Source organism: Gordonia sp. DT218 (genome assembly GCF_049847105.1).
In the GTDB taxonomy this organism is placed as follows: domain Bacteria; phylum Actinomycetota; class Actinomycetes; order Mycobacteriales; family Mycobacteriaceae; genus Gordonia.
The window spans coordinates 622,675-643,578 of record NZ_JBNCNS010000001.1 but is presented as its reverse complement, the minus strand read 5'-3'; the positions used below and the strand labels follow the sequence as shown (position 1 = coordinate 643,578).

The following is a 20,904-nucleotide window of genomic DNA, read 5'->3' as shown; positions in this document are numbered from 1 at the left end:
CATTGCGACTCCGCATTAGGCTGACACCCGTGATCGCGACTCCAGACCCGTTTGTCGCCGACATCTCCGACGATGCGGCGTGGGCCCGTCTCGCATGGTCGGCGGACCGCCACGTCGAGTCCGTCCGGATCGGATTCACGTCCGGGTCGCTCCCGACGGTGGACTGGGCGGTGCTCGGCGAGCGATGCGACGTCGTCTATGCCGCTCCCGAGGCCGAGGGGGTGCACCGATCGGTCGTCGGGACCGTCGAACCCGAAGCGGCCGCCCACCGACTCGCCGACCACGTCGCCCGCAATCCGCAGGCCGCGACCACCTTGGCCGCCGTGCTCCGGACGGGGACGCAGGTGTCGGTCCGGCAGGCGCTGGACATCGAGTCGTGGGCGTACTCGACCTTGCTCGGCGGAGATGAGTTCGCGGCGTGGCTCACCCGGCGAGGTCCGCGTCCGCTGCCTCCGGCGCCCCGGGGTGTGCCGGTGATCGTCGATCGCGATGCCGGCCGGCTCACGATCGGTTTGAACCGGCCGGAGCGCCGCAACGCTTTCGGCGCGGCCCTTCGGGATGCGCTCGTCGAGTCGCTCGACGTCGCGGTGCTCGACGAGACGGTCACGGAGGTCCACCTGCGCGGCGCGGGTCCGGTCTTCTGCGCGGGCGGCGATCTCGACGAGTTCGGGACCACGCCGGATCCGGTGATCGCCCATTTCGTCCGCACGGCCGGCGGGGCAGGCGTCCGCCTTGCGGAGATCGCCGACCGGACAACGGCTTTTCTGCACGGCGCGTGTGTGGGTGCGGGCATCGAACTGCCCGGCCTGGTCGGTCGGGTGGTGGTCGATCCGGGAGTTGTGATCCGCCTGCCCGAGGTGGGCATGGGTCTGATCCCGGGTGCCGGCGGTACGGTCGGCATCCCACGACGGATCGGCCGCTGGCGGGCCTTTCATCTCGCGGTGGACGGTGGCGCCATCGGAGCGGAGACCGCCCTGCGGTGGGGACTCGCGGATGAGATCGCCGATGTCGTGCCCGTCGACGTCAGCGGGCCAGGGACATGGCCTCGGACCACTTGACGCGGGTGCCGGTCCGCAGGATCGACCGCTGGTAGATCCGGGATGCGAACCAGGTGGCGGCCGCGCAGGCGAGCACCATCAGTGCGAACGTGACGACGACCTGGAACGTCGAGGTGTCGCCGGTGGCAATCCGGACCGGCATCAGCGCCGCGCTGAACGGTGGTATCCAGGTGAGCACCTGGATCAAGGTGGAGTCGAGGGCCTGGATGCCGAAGATCCCGGAGTACATCACCGCCATCGCCAGGATGGTCAGCGGAGCCGAACTGGCGTTGAGTTCCTCCTGGCGGGAGACGAGCGCACCCGTCGCCGCGTAGAGCGTGGCGAAGAACAGGAAACCCAGTACGAACCAGGCGATCACCGCCGCGAACATCCCGATCGCAGCCCCCGGGATCGTCAGCAGCCCGGTCATCCGACCCGCGATCACTGCGGTCGCGCCGAGCAGCAGGACCTGCGCCATCGCGATGGCGCCGATGCCGATGATCTTGCCCCACAACAGGTGCAGTGGCTTGATCGTTGCGAGCAGCAGTTCGACGACCCGTGATGTCTTCTCCTCGACGACACCGACGGCGACCATCGACCCGCCCATCATGATCGCGGTGATCAGCAGGATGGTGCCGACGAGCGCGATCACGATGCGTTGTCCCTCGTCGGGCTTGTCGGGAGTGGTCTGTTCCACGGTGATCGTCGCGCGGGGGAGCGATGCGGCGTCGACGCCCCGTTCGGCGAGCGAACGGGTGAGGCCGACCTGCTCAACCGACGACCGCAGAACACCGTCGAGAGTGGGGCTCAGCCCGCTCTCCGAGACCGCGACATACGCGTTCGGTGAGGTACCCGGCAGGAGGGCGGCGGTGAGATCACCGTCGGCCACCCGGGCGCGGGCGTCCGCCGCCGAGGCAACCGGAACCACATCGACCGAAGTGCCGGTTGCCGAGCCGAACTCCTCGATGGTCTGCGAGAGTGCGGCATCCTGGCCGACGACGCCGACGCGATCGGCGTCGTCACCGCCGCTCAGCGCCGACCAGACGATGGCGCCGACGATGATCACGATCATCAGCAGACCGGTGCTGATCAGAAACGACCGGGTCTTCGCGCGGGTCGCGATCTCTCGTTCGGCGACCAACCAGATCGACTGCACGGCACCGGCACCACCGGCACCACCTGACCCGGACCCGGTTGATCCGGCGCGCTCGTGCGGGGGGCGTGAAATGGGGGAGTTCATGCGGAGACCACCTCTCGGAACAGTTCGGTCAGGGAAGGGGTCGACGTCGCGAAGCGGTGGACCGGACCCACGCGCAGAGCCGCGCCGAGGATCGCCTGGTCGTCTGCGACAGCCGGGTCGAGCCGCAGCGTCGTCAGGTCGATGTCGGTGTCGTAGTCGGCCTGCTCGACGCCGGCGATGCCGTCCGCCCACCGGGTCCGGGCCGACGGCCCGGCGACCTCCAGCGTCACGCCTTCGCGTGCACGGAGATCGTCGACCCGGCCCAGTGCCCGCATCTGGCCGCGCGCGACGATGCCGACCCGATCGCAGAGGCGTTGGACGAGATCGAGCTGATGGGAGGAGAAGATCACCGGGATACCCTCGGCCGCCTTCTCTTTGAGCACATCGCTCATGACGTCGACCGCCACCGGGTCCAGCCCGGAGAACGGTTCGTCGAGCACCAGGACGCGGGGATCGTGGATGAGGGCCGCCGCGAGCTGGACGCGCTGCTGATTGCCCAGGCTCAGATCGCCGACATCGTCGTTCACCCGTTGCTCGACCCCGAGCCGGGTAGTCCACCGGTCAACGCTCTCGCGGGCTGCGATGGACGACATCCCGTGGAGTCGGGCGAGGAACACGAGCTGTTCGCCGACCTTCATCTTGGGATAGAGCCCGCGCTCCTCGGGCATGTACCCGATGCGCCGACGCGTCTGCAGGTCGATCGGATGATCGCCGAGGCTCACGCTGCCCGCATCCGCGGCGAGGACCCCGAGGATGATCCGCATCGTGGTGGATTTGCCCGCGCCGTTGCTCCCGACGAATCCGAATATCTCACCGGGTGAGACCTGAAAGGTCATGTCCTGCAGGGCGATCAGTTTCCCGTATCGCTTGTGCAGTCCGTCGATGATCAGCGGCCCGTTCATCCGTGGCTCCGTTCTGTCTCGCTGGTGATGAGGTCTTCGGGGTCGGGATCGTTCATCCACCAGGCGGTGAGCATCGTCGGGAGTACCACCGCCATCACCACGAGGGTGATGAGCAGAATGGCGGTGCCGTACACCGATTGGCCGCTCACGCTGTCGTTGGTGCCCAGGATGATGAGGATCAGGTACGGGATGAACATGAGCGAGTAGAGAACGACGAACCCGATGGACCTCGCCGAATTCCGTTGGGCGAGCTGGATCTCGTCGAGCGCAGGTACCGGGGTGTCGGCGATCGATCCGGTCACGATGCGGAGCGCGTATTGCACGGTGCAGGATCCGACCACCCCGACGACGAACGGGATCACGAACCACATTGTCGCGAAAGACATCACGGCACCGGCGAGGGTCACCACGAGGGCGGACACCTGGAGCAGGACCAGTCGTCGGGCGCCGCGACGAGTGCGCCACGAGTTCAGCGCGCCCGCATGCTTCTCGTTGAAACGGAGATGACGCCCGGCCCGCCACTCGTCGTAACGCCGCCACAGGGCGGGGGTCGCGTCCTCCGGGATGGCCGAATTGGGGTCCCTCATCGTGCTCCTCCGTGATCGGGTTGTCGGTCGTCGGTGACCCGCGGATACAGCTCGGCCGACATGGCCCCGAATTCACGGCGGCTGAACACGGCCTCGACGGGCAGGTCGAAGACGGCGCAGATACGGAACGCGAGGTCGAGGCTGGGGTAGTTGTCGCCGCGTTCGAGGGCGCCTACGGACTGGACGTTGATGCCGACCAGTTCGGCAAGGTGTGCCCGCGACATCTTCCGCTCCGCGCGCAGGACGCCGATGCGATTGAAGATCGGGAGCTTCTCGCCTCTCCTGACAGGGCTCACCTACGCAATTGTTAGGAAAACACAACAGAATGTCAAGGTCTCCCGCGAACGTCGATCAACCGATCAACCGATCAACTCCGCGACGTTTCGCGCCGCCGCGCGGCCTGCCCGATTGGCTCCGATCGTGGATGCCGACGGCCCATAGCCGAGGAGCTGGATCCGTGGCTCCGCCGCGACGGTGGTGGCCAACCGGCCGGTCATCGTGATCCCGCCGCCGGGTCCGCGAAGGTGTAGTGGAGCGAGATGGTCGAGCGCGCTGCGGAATCCGGTGTTCCAGAATATGACGTCGACGTCCAGGGTGGCGTCGCCGCTCGTGGCCTCCACCCCGCAGTCCCAGCACACGCCGGTCTCCGTGATCCGGGTGAACATCGGGCGCCAGGCGAGGATGCCGTCGTCCTGCGCGGCCCGGATCGCCGGAGTGAGGGCCAGTCCGGTCACCGAGACGACCGACGTCGGTGGCAGGCCGGCCCGGACACGTTCGTCGACGCGGGCGACCGCCCGTCGGCCTTTGTCCGGATCGAACGGGGTCGGGTCGAACACCGGCTCGGTCCGGGAGCACCAGAACGTCTGTGCCCCGGGTGCCCTGCGGGCGATCTCGATGAGCAACTGGATCGCCGAGATGCCGGCCCCGACCACGAGCACCCGTTTGCCCGCGAACTCCTCGGGCCCGACGTAGTCATGCGTGTGCAATTGGCGGCCACGGAAGTCGCCGATCCCGGGAACATGCGGGACGAACGGGCGTTCCCAGGTGCCCGTCGCGTTGATGATCGCCCGGGTGGTGATCGTCCTCCGGTCGCGGAGAGTCGCGACAAAGCCGTCGTCGCCCGACTCGGCGTCGAGGCGCTCGACCGAGCGGACATCGACCGGCCGATGTACCCGCAGGCCGAACTTCTGCTCGTACTTACCGAAATATTCCGGGACGGCGGTCGCGGCGGGAAACGTCTCGCAGTCGCGTCCGAGTGCCTCTACGAGCCCGTATCCGGGCAGGTCGTGGACGCGATTGGCCGCAGCGAGTGTCAGCGTCGGCCAGCGGAACTGCCATGCCCCGCCAGGCCCCCGGGCGTGGTCGAGGAGCTGATAACGGTCGTCGAGTGAGAATCGCTGCAAGAAGTACGCGGCCGACAACCCGGCCTGCCCGCCCCCGATCACCAGCACGTCGCAGTCGTCTCGGATGTCGCTGTCGTTGTCGGGAGCACCCACACTGGGCAGTCTGTCACCTCGGTAGGCTTCGGCACATGATTCACTCGTCTGCAGAAGGTGCAGTGGTCAGCATCGAGCTCGACCGCCCCGACAAGCGCAACGCCCTCGACGAGACCATGGTCTCTGAGCTCTCGGAGGCATTCGTCGATGCGGTGGACGGAGGAGCGCGGGCGATCGTCCTCACCGGGAGGGGGCCCGTCTTCTGTGCCGGCGCCGACCTCTCCGGTCCGGTGTACGACCCGGCGTTCCTGGACAAACTGGTGACGACCCTGCAACAGATCGAGGCGACACCTGTCCCGGTGATCGCGGCGTTGAACGGCTCGGCGCTCGGCGCGGGACTGCAGCTCGCGATGGCGGCGGACCTGCGCGTGATGGCTCCCGATGCGATGGCCGGTATTCCCGCCGCGAAGATCGGTGTGGCGGTTGATGAATGGACGATCAAGCGGTTGGCGTCGCTGGTCGGGACCGGCCAGGCAGCGGGCATGCTCATCGGATGCGATCCGCTGTCCGCGGATCGTGCCCATGCACTCGGTTTCGCCAACCGCATCGGCGATCTGACCGACGCCCGACACTGGGCTTCCGTCATCGCCGATCTGGCGCCGCTCACCCTCCAGCACTACAAGCTGGTCCTCAACGGTGACGGTGCGCGCGATGAGCCGCCGTCCGATCGGTTGGCCGCGATGATGCAGGCCTGGGAAAGCGACGATCTCGCGGAAGGTCGTGCCGCACGGGCGGAAAAACGCACTCCGAACTTCAGCGGACGCTAGGGAATTCGGACAAAACGGTCTCTCCGTCAGGTCGGGATGGGAGTTTTCGTGTCCGAAACATTCCGGTCAAGTGATCGAAATCGCCCGTTTCTACCTTCACCCAAGGTGTCCTCCGGTCCGGAGTGCGCACGAAACCTGGTGAGGGAGCGGTATGTCGAATGAGTCGGTCCACGACGGGGTCGGGGGGTTCGCCGACCAAGTCGGTGATGTGGAGAAGGCCGAGGGGGGAATCATCGCCACCGGCCCGCAGGCCGCGGCCATGCGCGAGACACTCGAGGATTACACCCTCCGGTTCGCGCCACGCAGTTATCGCAAGTGGGGGCCGGGCGTCGTCGCCATCTCGGCACTGGGCGGCATCGCCTATCTGGCCGACTTCGCCATCGGGGCGAACGTCGGCATCGCGAACGGCACCGGAAATGCGCTGCTGGGCATCGGATTCTTCGCAATCGTGATCGTCCTGACCGGGTACCCGCTGGCCTTCTATGCGGCCCGCTACAACATCGACCTCGATCTGATCACGCGCGGAAGCGGATTCGGATACTACGGGTCGGTGCTGACGAACGTGATCTTCGCTTCGTTCACGTTCATCTTCTTTGCCCTCGAGGGGTCGATCATGGCGCAGGGCCTCGAATTGGGGCTGCACATACCGTTGTGGATCGGCTACCTCCTGTCGTCCGTGTTGATCATCCCGCTCGTGATCTACGGGATGAACACGCTGGCGAAGCTACAGGTGTGGACGACCCCGCTGTGGCTGATCATGATGGTGCTGCCGTTCCTGTACCTCGTGATCAAGCATCCGGATGCCATCGGCGACTTCTTCGCCTTCAGTGGTGTCGACTCCAATGGCCAGCCCCTGGGCAAGGGAGTGAGCTTCGCCGGGACGATGCTCGCTGCCGGTGTCTGTCTCTCGCTGATCGCCCAGATCGCCGAGCAGATCGACTATCTCCGATTCATGCCGCCGCGCACCCCGGAGAACTCGCGCAAGTGGTGGATCGCCACCATCACGGCCGGTCCGGGCTGGGTCTTCTTCGGTGCCATCAAGCAGATCGTCGGCCTGTTCCTGGCCGTCTACCTGATCGGGATCTCGGTCGACAACGCCGGCATCGCGAACCAGCCCGTGCATCAGTTCGTGGAGATCTACCAGGACTTCCTACCGCACTGGCTCGCTCTGACGCTGGCGGTGATCCTGGTGGTCATCAGCCAGGTCAAGATCAACGTGACCAACGCGTACTCCGGCTCGCTGGCATGGACCAACAGCTTCACCCGCGTCACCAAGACCTATCCGGGACGACTCGTCTTCCTGTTCTTCAACGTCGCGATCGCCATCGTTCTGATGGAGTCCGACATGTTCAGCTTCCTCAACAACCTGCTGAACTTCTACGCCAACTGTGGTATCGCCTGGGTCGTCGCGGTGGCGTCGGACATCGCGATCAACAAGTACCTGCTGAAGATCTCGCCGAAGCAGCCGGAGTTCCGGCGCGGCATGATCTACAACTTCAACCCGGTCGGCTTCGTGTCGCTGATCGTCTCGGCGGGTGCGTCGATCCTGGTCTACTTCCACGTCTTCGGCGACACCATCCAGCCGTACTCGCCGCTCGTCGCATTGGTGCTCGCCCTGGTGCTGCCGCCGATCATCGCGCTCTCGACCAAGGGCAAGTACTACCTGCGTCGCACCGACGACGGCATCGACATCCCGATGTACGACGAGCACGGCAACCCGACGCACGAAAAGCTGATGTGTTGCGTCACGGGGATGGAGTTCGAGCGTCCGGACATGATCGCGTCCGCCGTCCCGGGCCCGGACGGGGAGAAGCAGTACATCAGTTCGTTGGCGTTGTCGTGCGACAAGACCGGTGAGCACGTACTGCCCGCGCAGACGTAACGCGTTCGTGGTCGACCGGGTTCGGGAGTTCGTGCCGAGCCCGGTCGACGTCGGTCTGGGAGAATGACGAGATGCGAAATCTCATCCCCGTGCTGCTGGACCGTCTCGCCGACGGTCCGGTGGCGCTGGCGCGGGTCGTCGCGACGAGTGGCCCGGCGCCTCGCCGACTCGGTGCGGCGATGGCGGTCACCGCGGCCGGTGAGGTGATCGGTTCACTGTCGGGGGGATGTGTCGACTCGGCCATCGTGCAGTCGGCGCGCGACGTACTGGACACGGGATGTGCGGTCGGCGAGCGCTTCGGTCCCACGGACCTCGACGACGTCGCCATCGGCCTCACCTGCGGGGGAGAGATCGAGGTCTTCGTCGAACGGATCGATGCGGGTCACGTGGCCGATCTCACCGATCTGCTTGCCGCGATCACCAGCGGCCGGCCGGTCGCGGTGGCGACGACGCTGACCGCGCAGCCGCTCTGGCGGGTGAACCACGGTGACGCGATCGAGCGGTGGCGCGAACTCGACGAGGACATCGCCGACCTGCTCGACGCCGGGCGAAGTGGGATCGTCGGCGTCGACGACACCGAGATGCCGCTCGGTTGCGCGGCCGGCAGACCGCGGACCTTCGTGCAGACCTTCGCATCGCCGCGTCGCCTGATCGCGGTCGGCGCCAACGAGTTCGTCCGCGCCCTCACCACCACGGCGAAGAACATCGGTTATCACGTCACCGTCGTCGATCCGCGTCCCGTGTTCACGACGGCGGCCCGGTTCCCCGATGCCGACGAGGTGATCGTGGACTGGCCGGACCGATATCTGGACGGCGAGATAGTCTCGGGTCGAACAGATTCCGCCACCGTGGTCTGCGTGCTGACCCACGACGTCAAGGTCGACGTGCCGATCCTGATGTCGGCTCTGCGGTCCGACCGGGTCGGGTTCGTGGGTGCCCTGGGTTCCCGGCGCACCCACACCGACCGGATCGCGCGCCTGATCGACGCCGGGCTCCCGCGGGACCAGATCGATCGGCTGCGGTCTCCGCTCGGACTCGACATCGGCGGCCACACCCCGTCGGAGGTGGCGATATCGGTTGTGGCGCAACTGATCTCCGATCGGAATGGTGGAAGCGGGCGGCCGCTGCGCGACATCGACGGACCGATCCACCGCATGTCGGAGGCTCCGTCCGCGGATTGAGTGGCACGGAGCGGGATAATCCCTGGCCAGGGTTCCTCGGACTGCACAGGCAGATCCGCCTGCTGGTGACCTTCGTGGCTCCTGGTCTCCGCACGGCGGTTTCCGGCGGATGCACCGCCCCGGGACTCGGCCCGCTCAGTCCTCGACGACGTAGGTCATCAGCGCGGTCACCACCAGTTCGATGATCTTCGCGATCGCCACATCGTCAGAGGTGCTCAGATAGGTGAGGGTGATGGTGTTGGTGGCGGCGATGATCACCGGGCTGAGATCGGAGACCGGCTCCTTCCATCGCACACCCGCGCGCTCGGCCGCGATCTCCAGGCCGATGCCCGCCACCTCGTACAGTCGGCCGTACATCTCCTTGCCGACCTCCTGCAGCTCCGCGTGATTGTGCGCGTAGATGCCCAGTGAGATGGTGGCCTGCATCCGGCCGGGATCGGCCTTGAGCAGGGTGTAGAAGCCCTCGAGGTGTGCCTGCGCGTTCTTGCGCATCGCCTCACGCCCGCGGCCTTCCGGATCCGCGGCCATCGGCAGGATCGCCTCGAGCATCCGGCTGATGTCGGAGGGCACGGCCGTCTCCATCACCGCGCAGAGCAACGCAGTGCGACTGTCGAACGCGTAATGGAAACTGGCGAGCGGCATGTTCGCGTGCGCGCAGATGCGACGCGTCGTCGCACCTTCGACACCGTGATCGGCGATCACGCGATATGCGGCTTCGATGAGCGCCGACCGACGCTCCCCGACAGACATTCTTGCCAACGAGGACTACCCCCAAGACCGCATGTGACCTGCACATGTATGGTGACGTGTTCGTCGAAGCCTATCAGTGCGAATCGGGCAACGAACGTGAGATGGGCGGGTCCGCCGCGTCGGGACGGTTCGTCGAGACGATCAACACGTCGGCGTCGCGGCCCGTCCCAGAGTCGGACGGCACTATCCTGAGTCCCGTGACCTCGACTATCAGCCGGACCGGCGCAAATCTGGCACAGCGTGCGGCCTCAACTCTCTCGACGGTAGGGCTGGCGACGGCCAATGCGGTCACGGGCGGACTGGCCAGACGTGGACTACCCGCGGCACGCGCCCTCGGCGCCGACGCCGAGGAGATCCGCCGGTTCACGGCGGCGTCGGCGCGGCAACTCGACGGGGTGTTCAGCAATGTCGAACAGGCCGAACCCGCGGTCGACGCCGACTTCCGGGTGTTTCTCGATATGGCGCGGCGACCCGGCCGGCCGCGTCGGCCGATCCCGGTCCTGAGACCCGAGTTCGCGGATGAGGTGCGTGCCCTGCACGCCACCTGGCTGGGGCACGCCTCGGTCCTGGTCGAACTCGACGGGGTACGCGTGCTGACCGATCCGGTGTTCAGCCGACGTTGTTCACCCGCCAAGGCAATCGGCCCGGCCCGCATGCATCCCGCACCCGCCCAGGTCGCCGACCTGCCGCCCATCGACGTGGTCCTGATCAGCCACGACCACTACGACCACCTCGACATGCCCACCGTGGTCGACCTCGCCGCACGGCAGCCGGGTGTCCGCTTCGTCGCCCCGATCGGAGTCGGTGCCCACCTCATGTCCTGGGGGATCGCGGCGGACCGGATCGACCAGATCGACTGGTGGGACGACCACACCCTGTCTTTCGTTCGCGGCGACCTGACGTTCACCTGTACCCCCGCCCGACATTTCTCCGGGCGATCGCTGACCCGCAACCTGACGCAATGGGCGAGCTGGGTGGTCGCAGGACCCACCCACAGTTTCTTCTTCTCCGGTGACACCGGATTCTCTGAACAGTTCGACGAGGTCGGGATGCGGCTCGGCGGCGTCGACCTCACGCTGGTGGCGGTGGGCGCCTACGATCCCGTCTGGCCGGATGTCCACGTGAACCCCGAAGAGGCGGTTCGGGTGCACCGGATGGTGACCGGAGATCGCGTGCGCGACGCGGTGATGATCCCGATCCATTGGGGGACGTTCAATCTCGCCCGCCATTCGTGGGGCGACCCCATCGCCCGGCTGCTACCGGCCGCGGCAGACAACGCGACGACGGTGATCGTTCCGCCGCCCGGCGGTTCGATCGATCTCCTGACCCGGTCCGGCACCGCACTCGACGACCCGGCGTGGTGGGAGGCCACCGCGTGACCCAAGTGACCGCCGGACATCCCGGTCTCACCGCGGCAGAGGTCGCACAACGGGTGGCCGACGGCCAGGTCAATGACCTTCCGGACCGGTCCGGGCGCTCCGTCGCCGACATCGTGCGGGCCAACGTGTTCACCCGGATCAACGCGATCCTCGGGGTGCTGTTCGTGATCGTCGCTTCCACCGGCTCGCTGATCAACGGCCTGTTCGGCCTGCTGATCATCGCGAACAGTGGCATCGGCATCATCCAGGAGGTTCGTGCGAAACGGACCCTGGACAAGCTGGCGATCGTCGGCCAGACCACGCCGATGGTGCGTCGCGACGGGCAGGTGGTCGCACTGTCGCCGAACGAGATCGTCCTCGACGACATCATCGAGATCGGTGCAGGCGATCAGGTCGTCGTCGATGGCGAAATGGTCGAGGCGATGGCTCTCGACGTCGACGAGTCACTGCTCACCGGGGAGGCCGACCCGGTCGACAAGACGTCGGGGGATCAGATCCTGTCCGGGAGCTTCGTCGTCGCGGGCTCGGGTGCTTATCGGGCCACCAAGGTCGGTGCCCAGGCCTACGCCGCACAACTCGCGTCGGAGGCGTCCAAGTTCACCCTGGTCTCCTCGGAACTGCGGTCGGGGATCGACCAGATCCTCAAGGTGATCACTTGGCTGCTGATCCCGGCGGGCATCCTCACCATCGTCAACCAGTTGTTCATCAGCGACAACGGGATACGCGCCTCACTACTGGGCATGGTCGCCGCCCTGGTGCCGATGGTCCCCGAAGGTCTGGTCCTGATGACCTCGATCGCGTTCGCCGTCGGCGTGGTGCGGCTCGGTCAGCGGCAATGTCTGGTCAACGAACTGCCCGCGATCGAAGGCCTGGCCCGCGTGAACGTGGTGTGCGCCGACAAGACGGGAACACTCACCGAGAACGGGATGCGGTTGTCGGAAGTGCGGCCGGTCGCCGGGCAGGCGCCGGCCGATCTCGGACCCGTCCTGGCGTCGCTGGCCGCCCACGACCCGCGCCCGAACGCCAGCATGCAGGCCTTGTCCGAGGCCTATCCCGAGCCGCCGTCGTGGACGCTGGTCACGGTGGAGCCGTTCACGTCGGCCAAGAAGTGGAGCGGAATGTCGTTCCGCGACGACACCGACGGTGAGGACATGGGCAACTGGCTGGTGGGTGCGCCCGACGTGCTTCTCGATCCGGAGAGTGCCACCGCGCATCTGGCGAACGAACTCGGCTCGACAGGACTGCGGATTCTGCTGCTCGCGCAGACCGATGTGCCGGTCGACACCCCGCCCGCGCCGGGTGCCCACACCCCGGGCTCGGTCACCCCTGTCGCGCTCCTCGTGCTCGAGCAGCGGGTTCGGACCGATGCACGGGAGACTCTCGACTACTTCGCGAGTCAGCACGTCGACGTCAAGGTGATCTCCGGCGACAACGCGCGATCGGTCGGCGCGGTCGCGGCCTCACTCGGTCTGGGTTCACCGGAGACGTCGGTGGACGCACGCAGCCTGCCCGCCGACCAAGAGGAACTCGCCGAGATTGTCGAACGCGGCGTCACCTTCGGGCGGGTTCGTCCCGATCAAAAGCGGTCGATGGTCAAGGCGTTGCAGTCCACGGGCGACACCGTTGCGATGACCGGAGACGGTGTCAACGACGTGCTGGCGCTCAAGGACGCCGATATCGGGGTGGCGATGGGATCGGGGAGTTCGGCGGCGCGCTCGGTCGCGCAGATCGTGTTGCTCGACAACAGGTTCGCCACCTTGCCCTATGTCGTCGGCGAGGGTCGCCGCGTGATCGGCAACATCGAACGGGTCTCCAACCTGTTCCTCACCAAGACCGTCTACGCGGTGCTGCTGGCATTGTTCGTCGGTATCGGCGGACTGGTGGATCACCTGTTCGGTGCCGGTTCTCTCAGCTACCCCTTCCAGCCGATCCACGTCACCATCTCGGCGTGGTTCACCATCGGTATCCCGGCGTTCGTACTGTCGCTGGCACCGAACAATGAACGAGCCCGGCCGGGATTCGTTCGACGTGTCCTGTCCCAAGCGGTGCCCAACGGCATCATCGTCGGACTGGCCGCCTTTGTCACCTACGTCATCGTGAACCCGGGTGGGGCGGGTGTCGAGATCGGGAGCAAGGACTCGGTCGACCTCAGTCCTCTGCAGACGCAGGCGGCGACCGCGACCTTGATGACCCTGATCGCCGTCGCGCTGTATGTCCTGGCGGTGGTCGCGCGGCCGTACAACTGGTGGAAGGCGATCCTGCTCGGGGTGTCGGTCGGCGCGTATGTGCTGATCTTCCTGTGGCCGTGGACTCAGGACCTGTTCAAGCTGGACACGTCGAATGCGCAGATGATGTCGGTCGCCGCAGTGTCGGCGGCAGTGGGCATCGCCGCGGTCGAGGTGGTCTCGCGGATGGTTCCGCGGGTCGTGGCGGCGCGCGATCAGCGCCGGGCCGATGCCGCGGATCCAGTCGACGACGGGACTGCAGCGGGACGCCCGGACTGACTAGACTCGGAACATGGATCTCAAAGGACTGGTGGACAAGGCCAAGGCCGCGCTCAAGGGCAACCCGAACCTGATCGACAAGGGCGGCGACACGGTCAACAAGGTCACCGGCGGCAAGTACGCCGGTCACGTCGACAAAGCGCAGGACGCGGTCAAGAAGGCGGTCGGCCCGGATACCCCGAAGCCGGATACCCCGAAGCCGGAGAACCCGGCTCCATCCTCGAGTCCTGAACAGCCGAAACCCGAAGAGCCGAAGCAGAATCCGCCTCAGGCGTAGGGTTCGCCCCGGGGCTCGGCCCGAGCATGCCGCCGATACGACGACACGCTCGGATCGGCAGCGATCCAGAATCGCCACGGCACATCGGCGGCACGTCGGACGCCGACACGTGGTCCCACGCTGATCGCTGCCGACACCACCGGTCCTGATCGGTCGAGGCTGACCGGCCAGCCGTCGTCGACGTCGCTGTCGAGGTCGTCCATCGTGATGCCGAGCGCGCGGGTGAGATTTCCCGGTCCGCGCGCCAACGACACGTCGTCCTTGGCGGTCGGGCGCCGTGTCCGGGCCAGATCGAGCCCGTCGACGATCTCGCCGGCGCGGATCAGGACGGCCGATCCCTGTTCGGTGGGTCCGGTCACCACATTCGCGCAGAAGTGCCCGTGAATCCGATAAACGTAGAGCCGCCCGGGCGGGCCGTACATGATCTCCGACCTGCGGGTGCGGGTGTACGCGTGCGATGCCGGGTCGTCGCGACCGCCGTACGCCTCCACCTCCGTGATGCGGGCGGCGACGCCGTGCCCGATCAGAACGGTGCCCAGCAGCGCTCGCGCGTAGTCGCTGACGCTAGGCTCACTCACCATGGCCAAGACTAGTGACTCCATCGATGTGGACCTGTCTGTCGAAGATACCTGGGCCGCGGCGTCGGATCTCACGCGCTACACGGAGTGGCTGGTGCTGCACGACGGCTGGCGATCGGCGGTTCCGGCGGCCGACGAACTCGGCGAAGGGGTTTCTCTCGCATCGGTGGTCAAGGTCAAGGGGACCCGCATCCGGTTCGACTGGACGATCGAGAAGTACCGTCCACTGGAGCAGGTGCGGTTGAAAGGCAACGGCAAGGGCGGCGTGAAGGCCAAGCTCGACCTGGGCATAGCGCCCACCGATTCGGGTTCGACAGTGACCTTCACTGTTGATCTCGGCGGTTTGCCACTGATCGGGCCGGCCGGCAAGGCAGCGGCCATGGCGGTATCCGGGGATCTGCGGAAGTCGTTGACGACCTTCCGTGAGGTCTTCGGCTAGACGACAAAACAGGGGGAGACGGCGATGGGGCGTCACAGTTCGGGCGGTGACCGCCCGGAGTCGGGAGAAGGTCGAAAGCGGCCGGAACCGGGAGCGGGGCGAGATCGACAAGGCTCGGGCGCGGAACGAGTGTCGCGCACCGGGCCGATCGACATGCCGGCGAGCGGTCCGATCGAGCGGCAGTCGGCTCGGCGGGGTTCCGGCGACGATTTCGGGTTCGAGCACCGGCGTGCGTCGACGGGTCGCCGGGCAGGCTGGCTCTGGGGTACTGCCGCGCTGATCGTGGTGGCCGCCCTGGTCACCGGCTTCGTGTTGTGGCGGACAGGCGCCGTGGGCTGTGCCGATCGGAAGACCATCTCGGTCGCCTCGGATCCCTCGATGACCAGTGCGTTGCGCACGGTCACCCAGGAAGCATCCGAGGACTCCTGTTACGACTACGACATCAACGGCGTGGCCGGCGCACAGGTGCCCGGTCAGTTGACCAGCGGTGACAAGGCGCCCGACCTGTGGGTCGCCGACTCGCAGATCCAGGCCCGCCGGGTCACCACTCAGGTGCGCCGTGATCTGAACATGGTGTCGCCGTCGATCGCATCCTCACCGACAGTGGTGGCGGGGAAGTCGGTGCCGCAGTTGAACAGCTGGGTCGACGTGATGAAGCTGCAGGATCTGCGGACCGGCAGCCCGATCGACACCAGCACCGGCGACGCACCGATCGTGGGTGCGCTGGCGGAGGAGAACGCCGGGAACCTGTCGGACAAGCAACTGACCGCGGCGATGACGGTGCTCGCCGTGCAGCAGAACAACGCGCGCCTGGCCAACGACAACGAGGGCACCCGCCTGAACTTCGCGAACACGACCGCGGTCCCGGTGGTCACCACCGAACAGCAGTACCTGCTGTTCACGCGAACGCATCCAGGGTCAGAGCTCAAGGCGTCGGTGCCCGCCGACGGCACAGTGATGCTCGATTACCCGATGGTCAACACGGCGAGCGCGGCCCGAAGTGACACTGCGGCCAAGGCCGGCAAGGAGCTTGCCGACAGGCTCGCGTCGTCGGATGGGCAGAAGACGCTCAACGAGTCGGGGTACCGCAATCCCGATGGTGCGGCGTTGCCCGACGGCGCCGGGATCGGTGAGGTCAAGAACCTCGAGCTCAAGGATCCATCGCAGGTCGACCGGGCGATCCGGCAGTGGCAGGTGCTCGGCGTGCCGATTCGGACGCTCGTCGTCGAGGACACCTCGGGTTCGATGGCCGCGCCGGCAGGTGACCAGACCCGTGCCGATCTGCTCATCGATGCGTCGATGACCGGTCTCACCCTGTTCCCCAACAACGCCATGGTCGGTGGATGGGCGTTCGGCATCGACAAGGGCGGCCCCGATCAGGACTGGAAATGGATGTCCCCGATCCGGCGTCTCGACGCCTCGGCCGTCGGTGGCGGAACGCACCGTCAGGAACTGGGGCGGGCGGTCCGTCGTGGTCTCGCGCCCTCTCAGCTCGGTGGCGGCACAGGCCTCTACGACACCACTCTCGCGGCGTTCAAAGAGGTGCAGAACAGCTACGACCCGAACTACTCGAACTCGGTCATCATCATGACCGACGGGCAGAACGAGGATCCGAACAGCATCAGCCTCGACGAGTTGCTCTCGCAGCTGAAGGAACTCGAGGATCCGGCGCGCCCGGTCCTGGTCCTCACGATCGGGATCTCCGAGGATGCCGACACCGAGGCGTTGAAGGAGATCGCCGACGTCACCCCGGGCGGCACCACGTACGTGGCTCAGACACCCGAGGACATCAAGTCGGTGTTCGTCGATGCGATCCAGGCGCGCGTCGCCGCGGCCGGCCGCTGACCAAACTCGGGCAGTGCGGTCGTTACGTCCGGGAATCCGCGGTCAGTCCGTTCGACCGCTCGGGCGATCCGACACATCGACTCCGCCGCGCGGTCGCAGTTCTGGCGCGTTCACACCGACGCGTGCCTGGGCTGGTGTCCGACCCCGACTGACCCGACCCCGACTGACCCGACCCCGACTGACCCGACCCCGACGTGGCCGCCGGGACCGCACGCACGATGGGCGACATTCTGCGCCCGATCGACGGGAAACTGCGCCCGGTCGGAGGGGTTTGCGTCACTCGTCGCGCGCGACCCGCCGCAGGACCGCCAGCACTTGTTCGATCATCGGTGACGGATCGCCGGCGGGCCGCGCGACGGCGAGATCGACCGGCGCGACATCGGGGGCCAGGGGCAGATACCGCACCCCCGCGACGCCGAGCGCAGCGGTGGGTTCGGGGACGATCGCCACGCCCAGCCCGGCGGCGACCAGAGTGACGAGTGTCGACGTCTCGGTGACTTCGTGCCGGATCGCAGGTACGAATCCGGCCGACGCACAGATCGTCGCGACGATCCCGTTCATCACCGATCGGCCGTGCCCGGCATGCACGATGAACTCCGCGTCGCGCAGTGTGTCGACGTGGACTGTCGCATCCCGCCATCGACGGTCGCCCTCGGGTATCGCGACGAAGAGCCGGTCTCGCCGGACGGTCTCGACGACGATCTCCGTGCCACCCGCGGGTGGCCGTAGCAGTGCCAGGTCGATCTCGCCGGATGTCAGCGCCGACAGCTGTGCAGGCGCCAACATCTCGCCGCGCACGCTGACGTCCAGATCTGGCAGGTCCTCGCGGAGCGCGCGGACCAGCCGGGGGAGTAGCGAATAGGTCGCCGACCCGACGCAGCCGATCGCCAAGGTGCCCTGCCGGCCTTCGGCGACGCGTTGTGCCTGCAGCCCCGCCACGTCGACAGCATCGAGGATGGCCTCCACCCGCTCCAGGTAAGCCGTGCCTGCCGGCGTGAGTTCCACGCGCCGGGTGGACCGCACGAAGAGGGTCACACCGAGTTCGGCCTCGAGTTGCCGGATCTGCTGCGACAGGGGCGGCTGCGCGATGTGCAATCGCTCCGCGGCACGGCCGAAATGCAGTTCCTCGGCGACGGCCCGGAAATACCGGAGATGTCGGAGTTCCATGATTGAGACCTTACGCATATCACTGAGCGCGAAATAAATACTTCTCAATATCGGATGACGTTCCTATCGTGGACGTATGAGTACCGGATCCGACGTTGTCATCTGTTCCCCGTTGCGCACACCGGTCGGGCGCATGGGTGGCGCGCTCGCCTCGTTGACCGTGACCGACCTCGCCACCGGTCTGCTGCGGGAACTGGCCTCCCGAACGGGTCTCGGCGAAGGCGACATCGACGACGTGATCCTCGGCCAGGGCTATGCCAACGGCGAGGCCCCGGCGATCGGCCGGATCGCCGCGCTCGACGCCGGGCTGGGCACCGGTGTCCCCGGCATGCAGGTCGACCGGCGCTGCGGTTCCGGGCTGCAGGCGATCCTCAACGGCGCCGCACAGGTTGCCACGGGTGGCGCAGGCCTGGTGGTGGCCGGCGGCGCCGAATCGATGTCGAACGTCGAGCACTACGCGCTTGGGTTGCGGACCGGAATCCGGCAGGGCGGCGTCGAACTGATGGACCGCCTCGACCGTGGTCGCCTCACGGCGGGCGGCGACAGCCATCCCGTGCCCGGCGGCATGATCGAGACCGCCGAGAACCTCCGTGCCCGGTACGGCATCAGCCGCGCGGAGCAGGACGAACTCGCCGTGCGCTCTCACCAGCGTGCGATCGCGGCGCACGAGGCCGGTCGCTTCGCCGACGAACTCGTGCCCGTGACGGTCCCCGGTAGACGCGGGAAGCCGGACGTGGTGGTCGAACGTGACGAGCATCCCCGTGCCGATGCCTCGGTGGAGTCGATGGCTGCCCTGCGACCGATCCGACTGAAGATCGACCCCGAGTCCACCGTGACCGCGGGCAACGCTTCCGGCCAGAACGACGGCGCCGCCATGTGCGTCGTCACGACTCGTGACGAGGCGGCTCGTCGAGGTCTCGAACCGATGCTCGCGCTGACGTCATGGGCGGTCACCGGATGTGAGCCCGAGGTCATGGGAATAGGTCCGGTGAACGCCACGGCCGCTGCGCTCGAGCGGGCCGGCCTCACCCTCGACGAGATCGACCTCATCGAACTCAATGAGGCCTTCGCGGCCCAGGCTCTTGCGGTTCTCGCCGAGTGGAAAGTCGATGCGAACGATGATCGGCTGAACCCCAACGGTTCCGGGATCTCCCTTGGCCACCCGATCGGCGCCACCGGTGCCCGCATCCTCGCGACGGCCGCCCACGAGGCACGTCGTCGCGATGCCCGCCATGTGTTGGAGACGATGTGCATCGGCGGCGGTCAGGGCCTGGCCGCGATCTTCGAGGTGATCCGATGAGCGCCGTCGACGTCGAGGCGGTGGTGTCCGGCCGCACCGACGGACCCGTTGTGGTGCTGTCGAATTCGCTCGGCTCCACCTACCGCATGTGGGACGCTCAGCTCGCGGCCCTCGAGGAACGATTCCGGGTCGTCCGCTACAACACCCGCGGGCACGGTGCATCGCCGGTACCGCAGGGGCCGTACACGATCGACGATCTCGCCGACGATGTGATCGCGCTGCTCGACCGGTTCGACGTCGAACGCGCCCACGTGGTCGGGCTCTCGCTCGGGGGCATGACGGCGATGCGTGTGGCGGTTCGCAACCCGGAGCGGGTGCACGCGCTCGGACTGCTGTGCACCGGCGCGCAGCTCACCCCGTCGTCGGCGTGGACCGACCGGGCGGCAACCGTCCGCGCGCAGGGGAGCGCGGCAGTCGCGGAAGCCGTTGTGCAACGGTGGTTCACCCCGGAGTACCTGACCGACCACCCGGGCTCTCGCCGCCATCACGAGGCAATGGTGGCCGATACCCCTGCCGAGGGATACGCGGGGTGTTGCGAGGCGATCGCGGTGATGGATCAGCGCGCGGACCTCGCGTCGATCACCGCGCCGACCCTGGCGATCGCCGGCGCCGACGATCAGGCCACGCCGCCGCCGAAGCTCGAAGAGATCGCCGACACGGTCAAGTCCGGCCGACTCCTGATCGTCCCGCAGTCGGCGCACCTCGCCAATGCCGAGCAACCCGAGATCATCACGCCCGCACTGATCGAACACCTGGAGCAATCATGAGCATCGACAAACTGGCCGATACGGCCGCCGACGCCGTCGCCGACATCCCGGCCGGCGCCAGCCTCGCGGTCGGCGGGTTCGGCCTCGCGGGTATCCCGTGGTTCCTCATCGATGCGCTGCTGGAACAGGGCGCGGCGCAACTGACCGTCGTCTCGAACAACTGCGGCGTCGACGGTGCGGGCCTCGGGCTCTTGTTGGAGGCCAGGAAGATCGACAAGGTGATCGCCTCCTACATCGGTGGGAACAAGGAGTTCGGCAGGCAGTTCCTGGCCGGTGAGGTGACCGTCGAGCTCACCCCGCAGGGCACGCTCGCGGAGCGGATGCGTGCCGGCGGCAGCGGGATCGGCGCGTTCTTCACCCCGACCGGAGTCGGCACGCTGGTCGCCGACGGCGGACTGCCGTGGCGATACAACCCCGACGGCAGTGTCGCGCTCGCGTCGCCGCCGAAGGAGGTGCGTACGTTCAACGGACAGGACATGGTCCTCGAGGAGGCCATCGTCACCGACTACGCGCTCATCCGCGCCGCCGTGGTGGACAAGGCCGGCAACTGCAAATTCCATGCGGCGGCACGTAATTTCAACCCGCCGGCAGCGATGTCCGGACGGATCACGATCGTCGAGGCGGAGCGGGTCGTCGAGGTGGGCGAGCTGAGCCCGGATGAGATCCATCTGCCGGGCATCTTCGTCAAACGGATCGTCGAGCTCACGCCGGAACAGGCCGCGCGTAAAGAGATCGAGCAGCGCACCACGAGGCCGCGCCCCGCCCAGACCGACGCCAACCCCGAACAGCCCGTTCTTTCCTAGGAG

Annotated in this window: 20 protein-coding genes; 12 read left to right on the top strand and 8 right to left on the bottom strand. The window is 67.1% G+C overall.

Translation table 11 applies throughout. The features are described from left to right. Positions 1-29 precede the first annotated feature (29 nt). Positions 30-1,058, top strand: coding sequence for an enoyl-CoA hydratase/isomerase family protein (locus ACPXCG_RS02950; protein WP_425788925.1), 1,029 nt, complete (start codon positions 30-32; stop codon positions 1,056-1,058). Here the strand turns inward: ACPXCG_RS02950 and ACPXCG_RS02945 are convergent. The 5 genes from ACPXCG_RS02945 to ACPXCG_RS02925 all read right to left on the bottom strand — a co-directional run bounded on the left by ACPXCG_RS02945 (position 1,024) and on the right by ACPXCG_RS02925 (position 5,262). Continuing rightward, positions 1,024-2,277 carry an ABC transporter permease gene (locus ACPXCG_RS02945; RefSeq protein ID WP_425788923.1) on the bottom strand — a complete coding sequence of 418 codons (1,254 nt, stop codon included), beginning with the start codon at positions 2,275-2,277 and terminating at the stop codon, positions 1,024-1,026. The genes ACPXCG_RS02950 and ACPXCG_RS02945 overlap by 35 nt on opposite strands. Beyond that, the gene (locus ACPXCG_RS02940; protein ID WP_425788921.1) at positions 2,274-3,179 is read right to left on the bottom strand and encodes an ABC transporter ATP-binding protein; all 906 of its coding nucleotides are present in this window, start codon (positions 3,177-3,179) and stop codon (positions 2,274-2,276) included. Before ACPXCG_RS02940 ends, ACPXCG_RS02945 begins: the two co-directional genes overlap by 4 nt. Next, complete coding sequence (locus ACPXCG_RS02935) at positions 3,176-3,766, bottom strand: hypothetical protein (protein ID WP_425788919.1); 591 nt, start codon at positions 3,764-3,766, stop codon at positions 3,176-3,178. The genes ACPXCG_RS02940 and ACPXCG_RS02935 overlap by 4 nt, the downstream gene beginning before the upstream one ends. After that, complete coding sequence (locus tag ACPXCG_RS02930; RefSeq protein WP_425788918.1) at positions 3,763-4,062, bottom strand: helix-turn-helix transcriptional regulator; 300 nt, start codon at positions 4,060-4,062, stop codon at positions 3,763-3,765. Before ACPXCG_RS02930 ends, ACPXCG_RS02935 begins: the two co-directional genes overlap by 4 nt. Before the next feature lie 63 nt (positions 4,063-4,125). Beyond that, positions 4,126-5,262 (bottom strand): NAD(P)-binding domain-containing protein, encoded by a 1,137-nt coding sequence (locus tag ACPXCG_RS02925; RefSeq protein ID WP_425788916.1) that lies wholly within the window; start codon positions 5,260-5,262, stop codon positions 4,126-4,128. A 35-nt stretch (positions 5,263-5,297) separates the two neighbouring features. Between ACPXCG_RS02925 and ACPXCG_RS02920 the strand changes: the two genes are divergently transcribed. The 3 genes from ACPXCG_RS02920 to ACPXCG_RS02910 all read left to right on the top strand — a co-directional run bounded on the left by ACPXCG_RS02920 (position 5,298) and on the right by ACPXCG_RS02910 (position 9,092). Further along, positions 5,298-6,029 (top strand): enoyl-CoA hydratase, encoded by a 732-nt coding sequence (locus ACPXCG_RS02920; RefSeq protein WP_425788914.1) that lies wholly within the window; start codon positions 5,298-5,300, stop codon positions 6,027-6,029. A 151-nt stretch (positions 6,030-6,180) separates the two neighbouring features. Continuing rightward, positions 6,181-7,911, top strand: a complete 1,731-nt coding sequence (locus tag ACPXCG_RS02915; RefSeq protein ID WP_425788912.1) for a purine-cytosine permease family protein — start codon at positions 6,181-6,183, stop codon at positions 7,909-7,911. A gap of 71 nt (positions 7,912-7,982) precedes the next feature. Next, positions 7,983-9,092 carry an XdhC family protein gene (locus ACPXCG_RS02910; RefSeq protein WP_425788910.1) on the top strand — a complete coding sequence of 370 codons (1,110 nt, stop codon included), beginning with the start codon at positions 7,983-7,985 and terminating at the stop codon, positions 9,090-9,092. A 135-nt stretch (positions 9,093-9,227) separates the two neighbouring features. On the opposite strand, the gene ACPXCG_RS02905 is transcribed toward ACPXCG_RS02910, so the two are convergent. Then, entirely contained in the window at positions 9,228-9,851 is a 624-nt protein-coding gene (locus tag ACPXCG_RS02905) for a TetR/AcrR family transcriptional regulator (RefSeq protein WP_425788909.1), read from the bottom strand. A gap of 188 nt (positions 9,852-10,039) precedes the next feature. Here ACPXCG_RS02905 and ACPXCG_RS02900 point away from each other — a divergent pair, with 188 nt between their 5' ends. The 3 genes from ACPXCG_RS02900 to ACPXCG_RS02890 are packed head-to-tail and all read left to right on the top strand — an operon-like array spanning position 10,040 to position 14,002. Then, a complete protein-coding gene (locus tag ACPXCG_RS02900) occupies positions 10,040-11,221 on the top strand; it encodes an MBL fold metallo-hydrolase (protein WP_425788907.1) in 1,182 nt (393 codons plus the stop codon). Next, positions 11,218-13,725 (top strand): HAD-IC family P-type ATPase, encoded by a 2,508-nt coding sequence (locus ACPXCG_RS02895; protein WP_425788905.1) that lies wholly within the window; start codon positions 11,218-11,220, stop codon positions 13,723-13,725. The genes ACPXCG_RS02900 and ACPXCG_RS02895 overlap by 4 nt, the downstream gene beginning before the upstream one ends. A gap of 13 nt (positions 13,726-13,738) precedes the next feature. Further along, on the top strand, positions 13,739-14,002 hold the full coding sequence (locus ACPXCG_RS02890) for an Rv0909 family putative TA system antitoxin (protein WP_425788903.1): 264 nt from the start codon (positions 13,739-13,741) through the stop codon (positions 14,000-14,002). On the opposite strand, the gene ACPXCG_RS02885 is transcribed toward ACPXCG_RS02890, so the two are convergent. Next, positions 13,993-14,604 carry a DNA-3-methyladenine glycosylase gene (locus ACPXCG_RS02885; RefSeq protein ID WP_425788901.1) on the bottom strand — a complete coding sequence of 204 codons (612 nt, stop codon included), beginning with the start codon at positions 14,602-14,604 and terminating at the stop codon, positions 13,993-13,995. The genes ACPXCG_RS02890 and ACPXCG_RS02885 overlap by 10 nt on opposite strands. Here ACPXCG_RS02885 and ACPXCG_RS02880 point away from each other — a divergent pair. Together ACPXCG_RS02880 and ACPXCG_RS02875 are read left to right on the top strand one after the other, a co-directional pair. Then, positions 14,582-15,019, top strand: a complete 438-nt coding sequence (locus tag ACPXCG_RS02880; protein WP_267627796.1) for a type II toxin-antitoxin system Rv0910 family toxin — start codon at positions 14,582-14,584, stop codon at positions 15,017-15,019. The genes ACPXCG_RS02885 and ACPXCG_RS02880 overlap by 23 nt on opposite strands. Before the next feature lie 24 nt (positions 15,020-15,043). Further along, entirely contained in the window at positions 15,044-16,864 is a 1,821-nt protein-coding gene (locus ACPXCG_RS02875) for a substrate-binding domain-containing protein (RefSeq protein WP_425788899.1), read from the top strand. 276 nt (positions 16,865-17,140) lie between these two features. Here ACPXCG_RS02875 and ACPXCG_RS02870 read toward each other — a convergent pair whose 3' ends face one another. After that, positions 17,141-18,031 carry a LysR substrate-binding domain-containing protein gene (locus ACPXCG_RS02870; protein WP_425788897.1) on the bottom strand — a complete coding sequence of 297 codons (891 nt, stop codon included), beginning with the start codon at positions 18,029-18,031 and terminating at the stop codon, positions 17,141-17,143. A gap of 76 nt (positions 18,032-18,107) precedes the next feature. Between ACPXCG_RS02870 and ACPXCG_RS02865 the strand changes: the two genes are divergently transcribed. Genes ACPXCG_RS02865 through ACPXCG_RS02855 form a run of 3 tightly spaced genes read left to right on the top strand, consistent with a single transcriptional unit; the run spans position 18,108 to position 20,901 of the window. Further along, the gene (locus tag ACPXCG_RS02865; protein WP_425788895.1) at positions 18,108-19,331 is read left to right on the top strand and encodes an acetyl-CoA C-acetyltransferase; all 1,224 of its coding nucleotides are present in this window, start codon (positions 18,108-18,110) and stop codon (positions 19,329-19,331) included. Further along, complete coding sequence (pcaD, locus tag ACPXCG_RS02860; RefSeq protein WP_425788893.1) at positions 19,328-20,098, top strand: 3-oxoadipate enol-lactonase; 771 nt, start codon at positions 19,328-19,330, stop codon at positions 20,096-20,098. Before ACPXCG_RS02865 ends, pcaD begins: the two co-directional genes overlap by 4 nt. Next, complete coding sequence (locus tag ACPXCG_RS02855; RefSeq protein WP_425788891.1) at positions 20,095-20,901, top strand: CoA transferase subunit A; 807 nt, start codon at positions 20,095-20,097, stop codon at positions 20,899-20,901. Before pcaD ends, ACPXCG_RS02855 begins: the two co-directional genes overlap by 4 nt. Positions 20,902-20,904 lie beyond the last annotated feature (3 nt).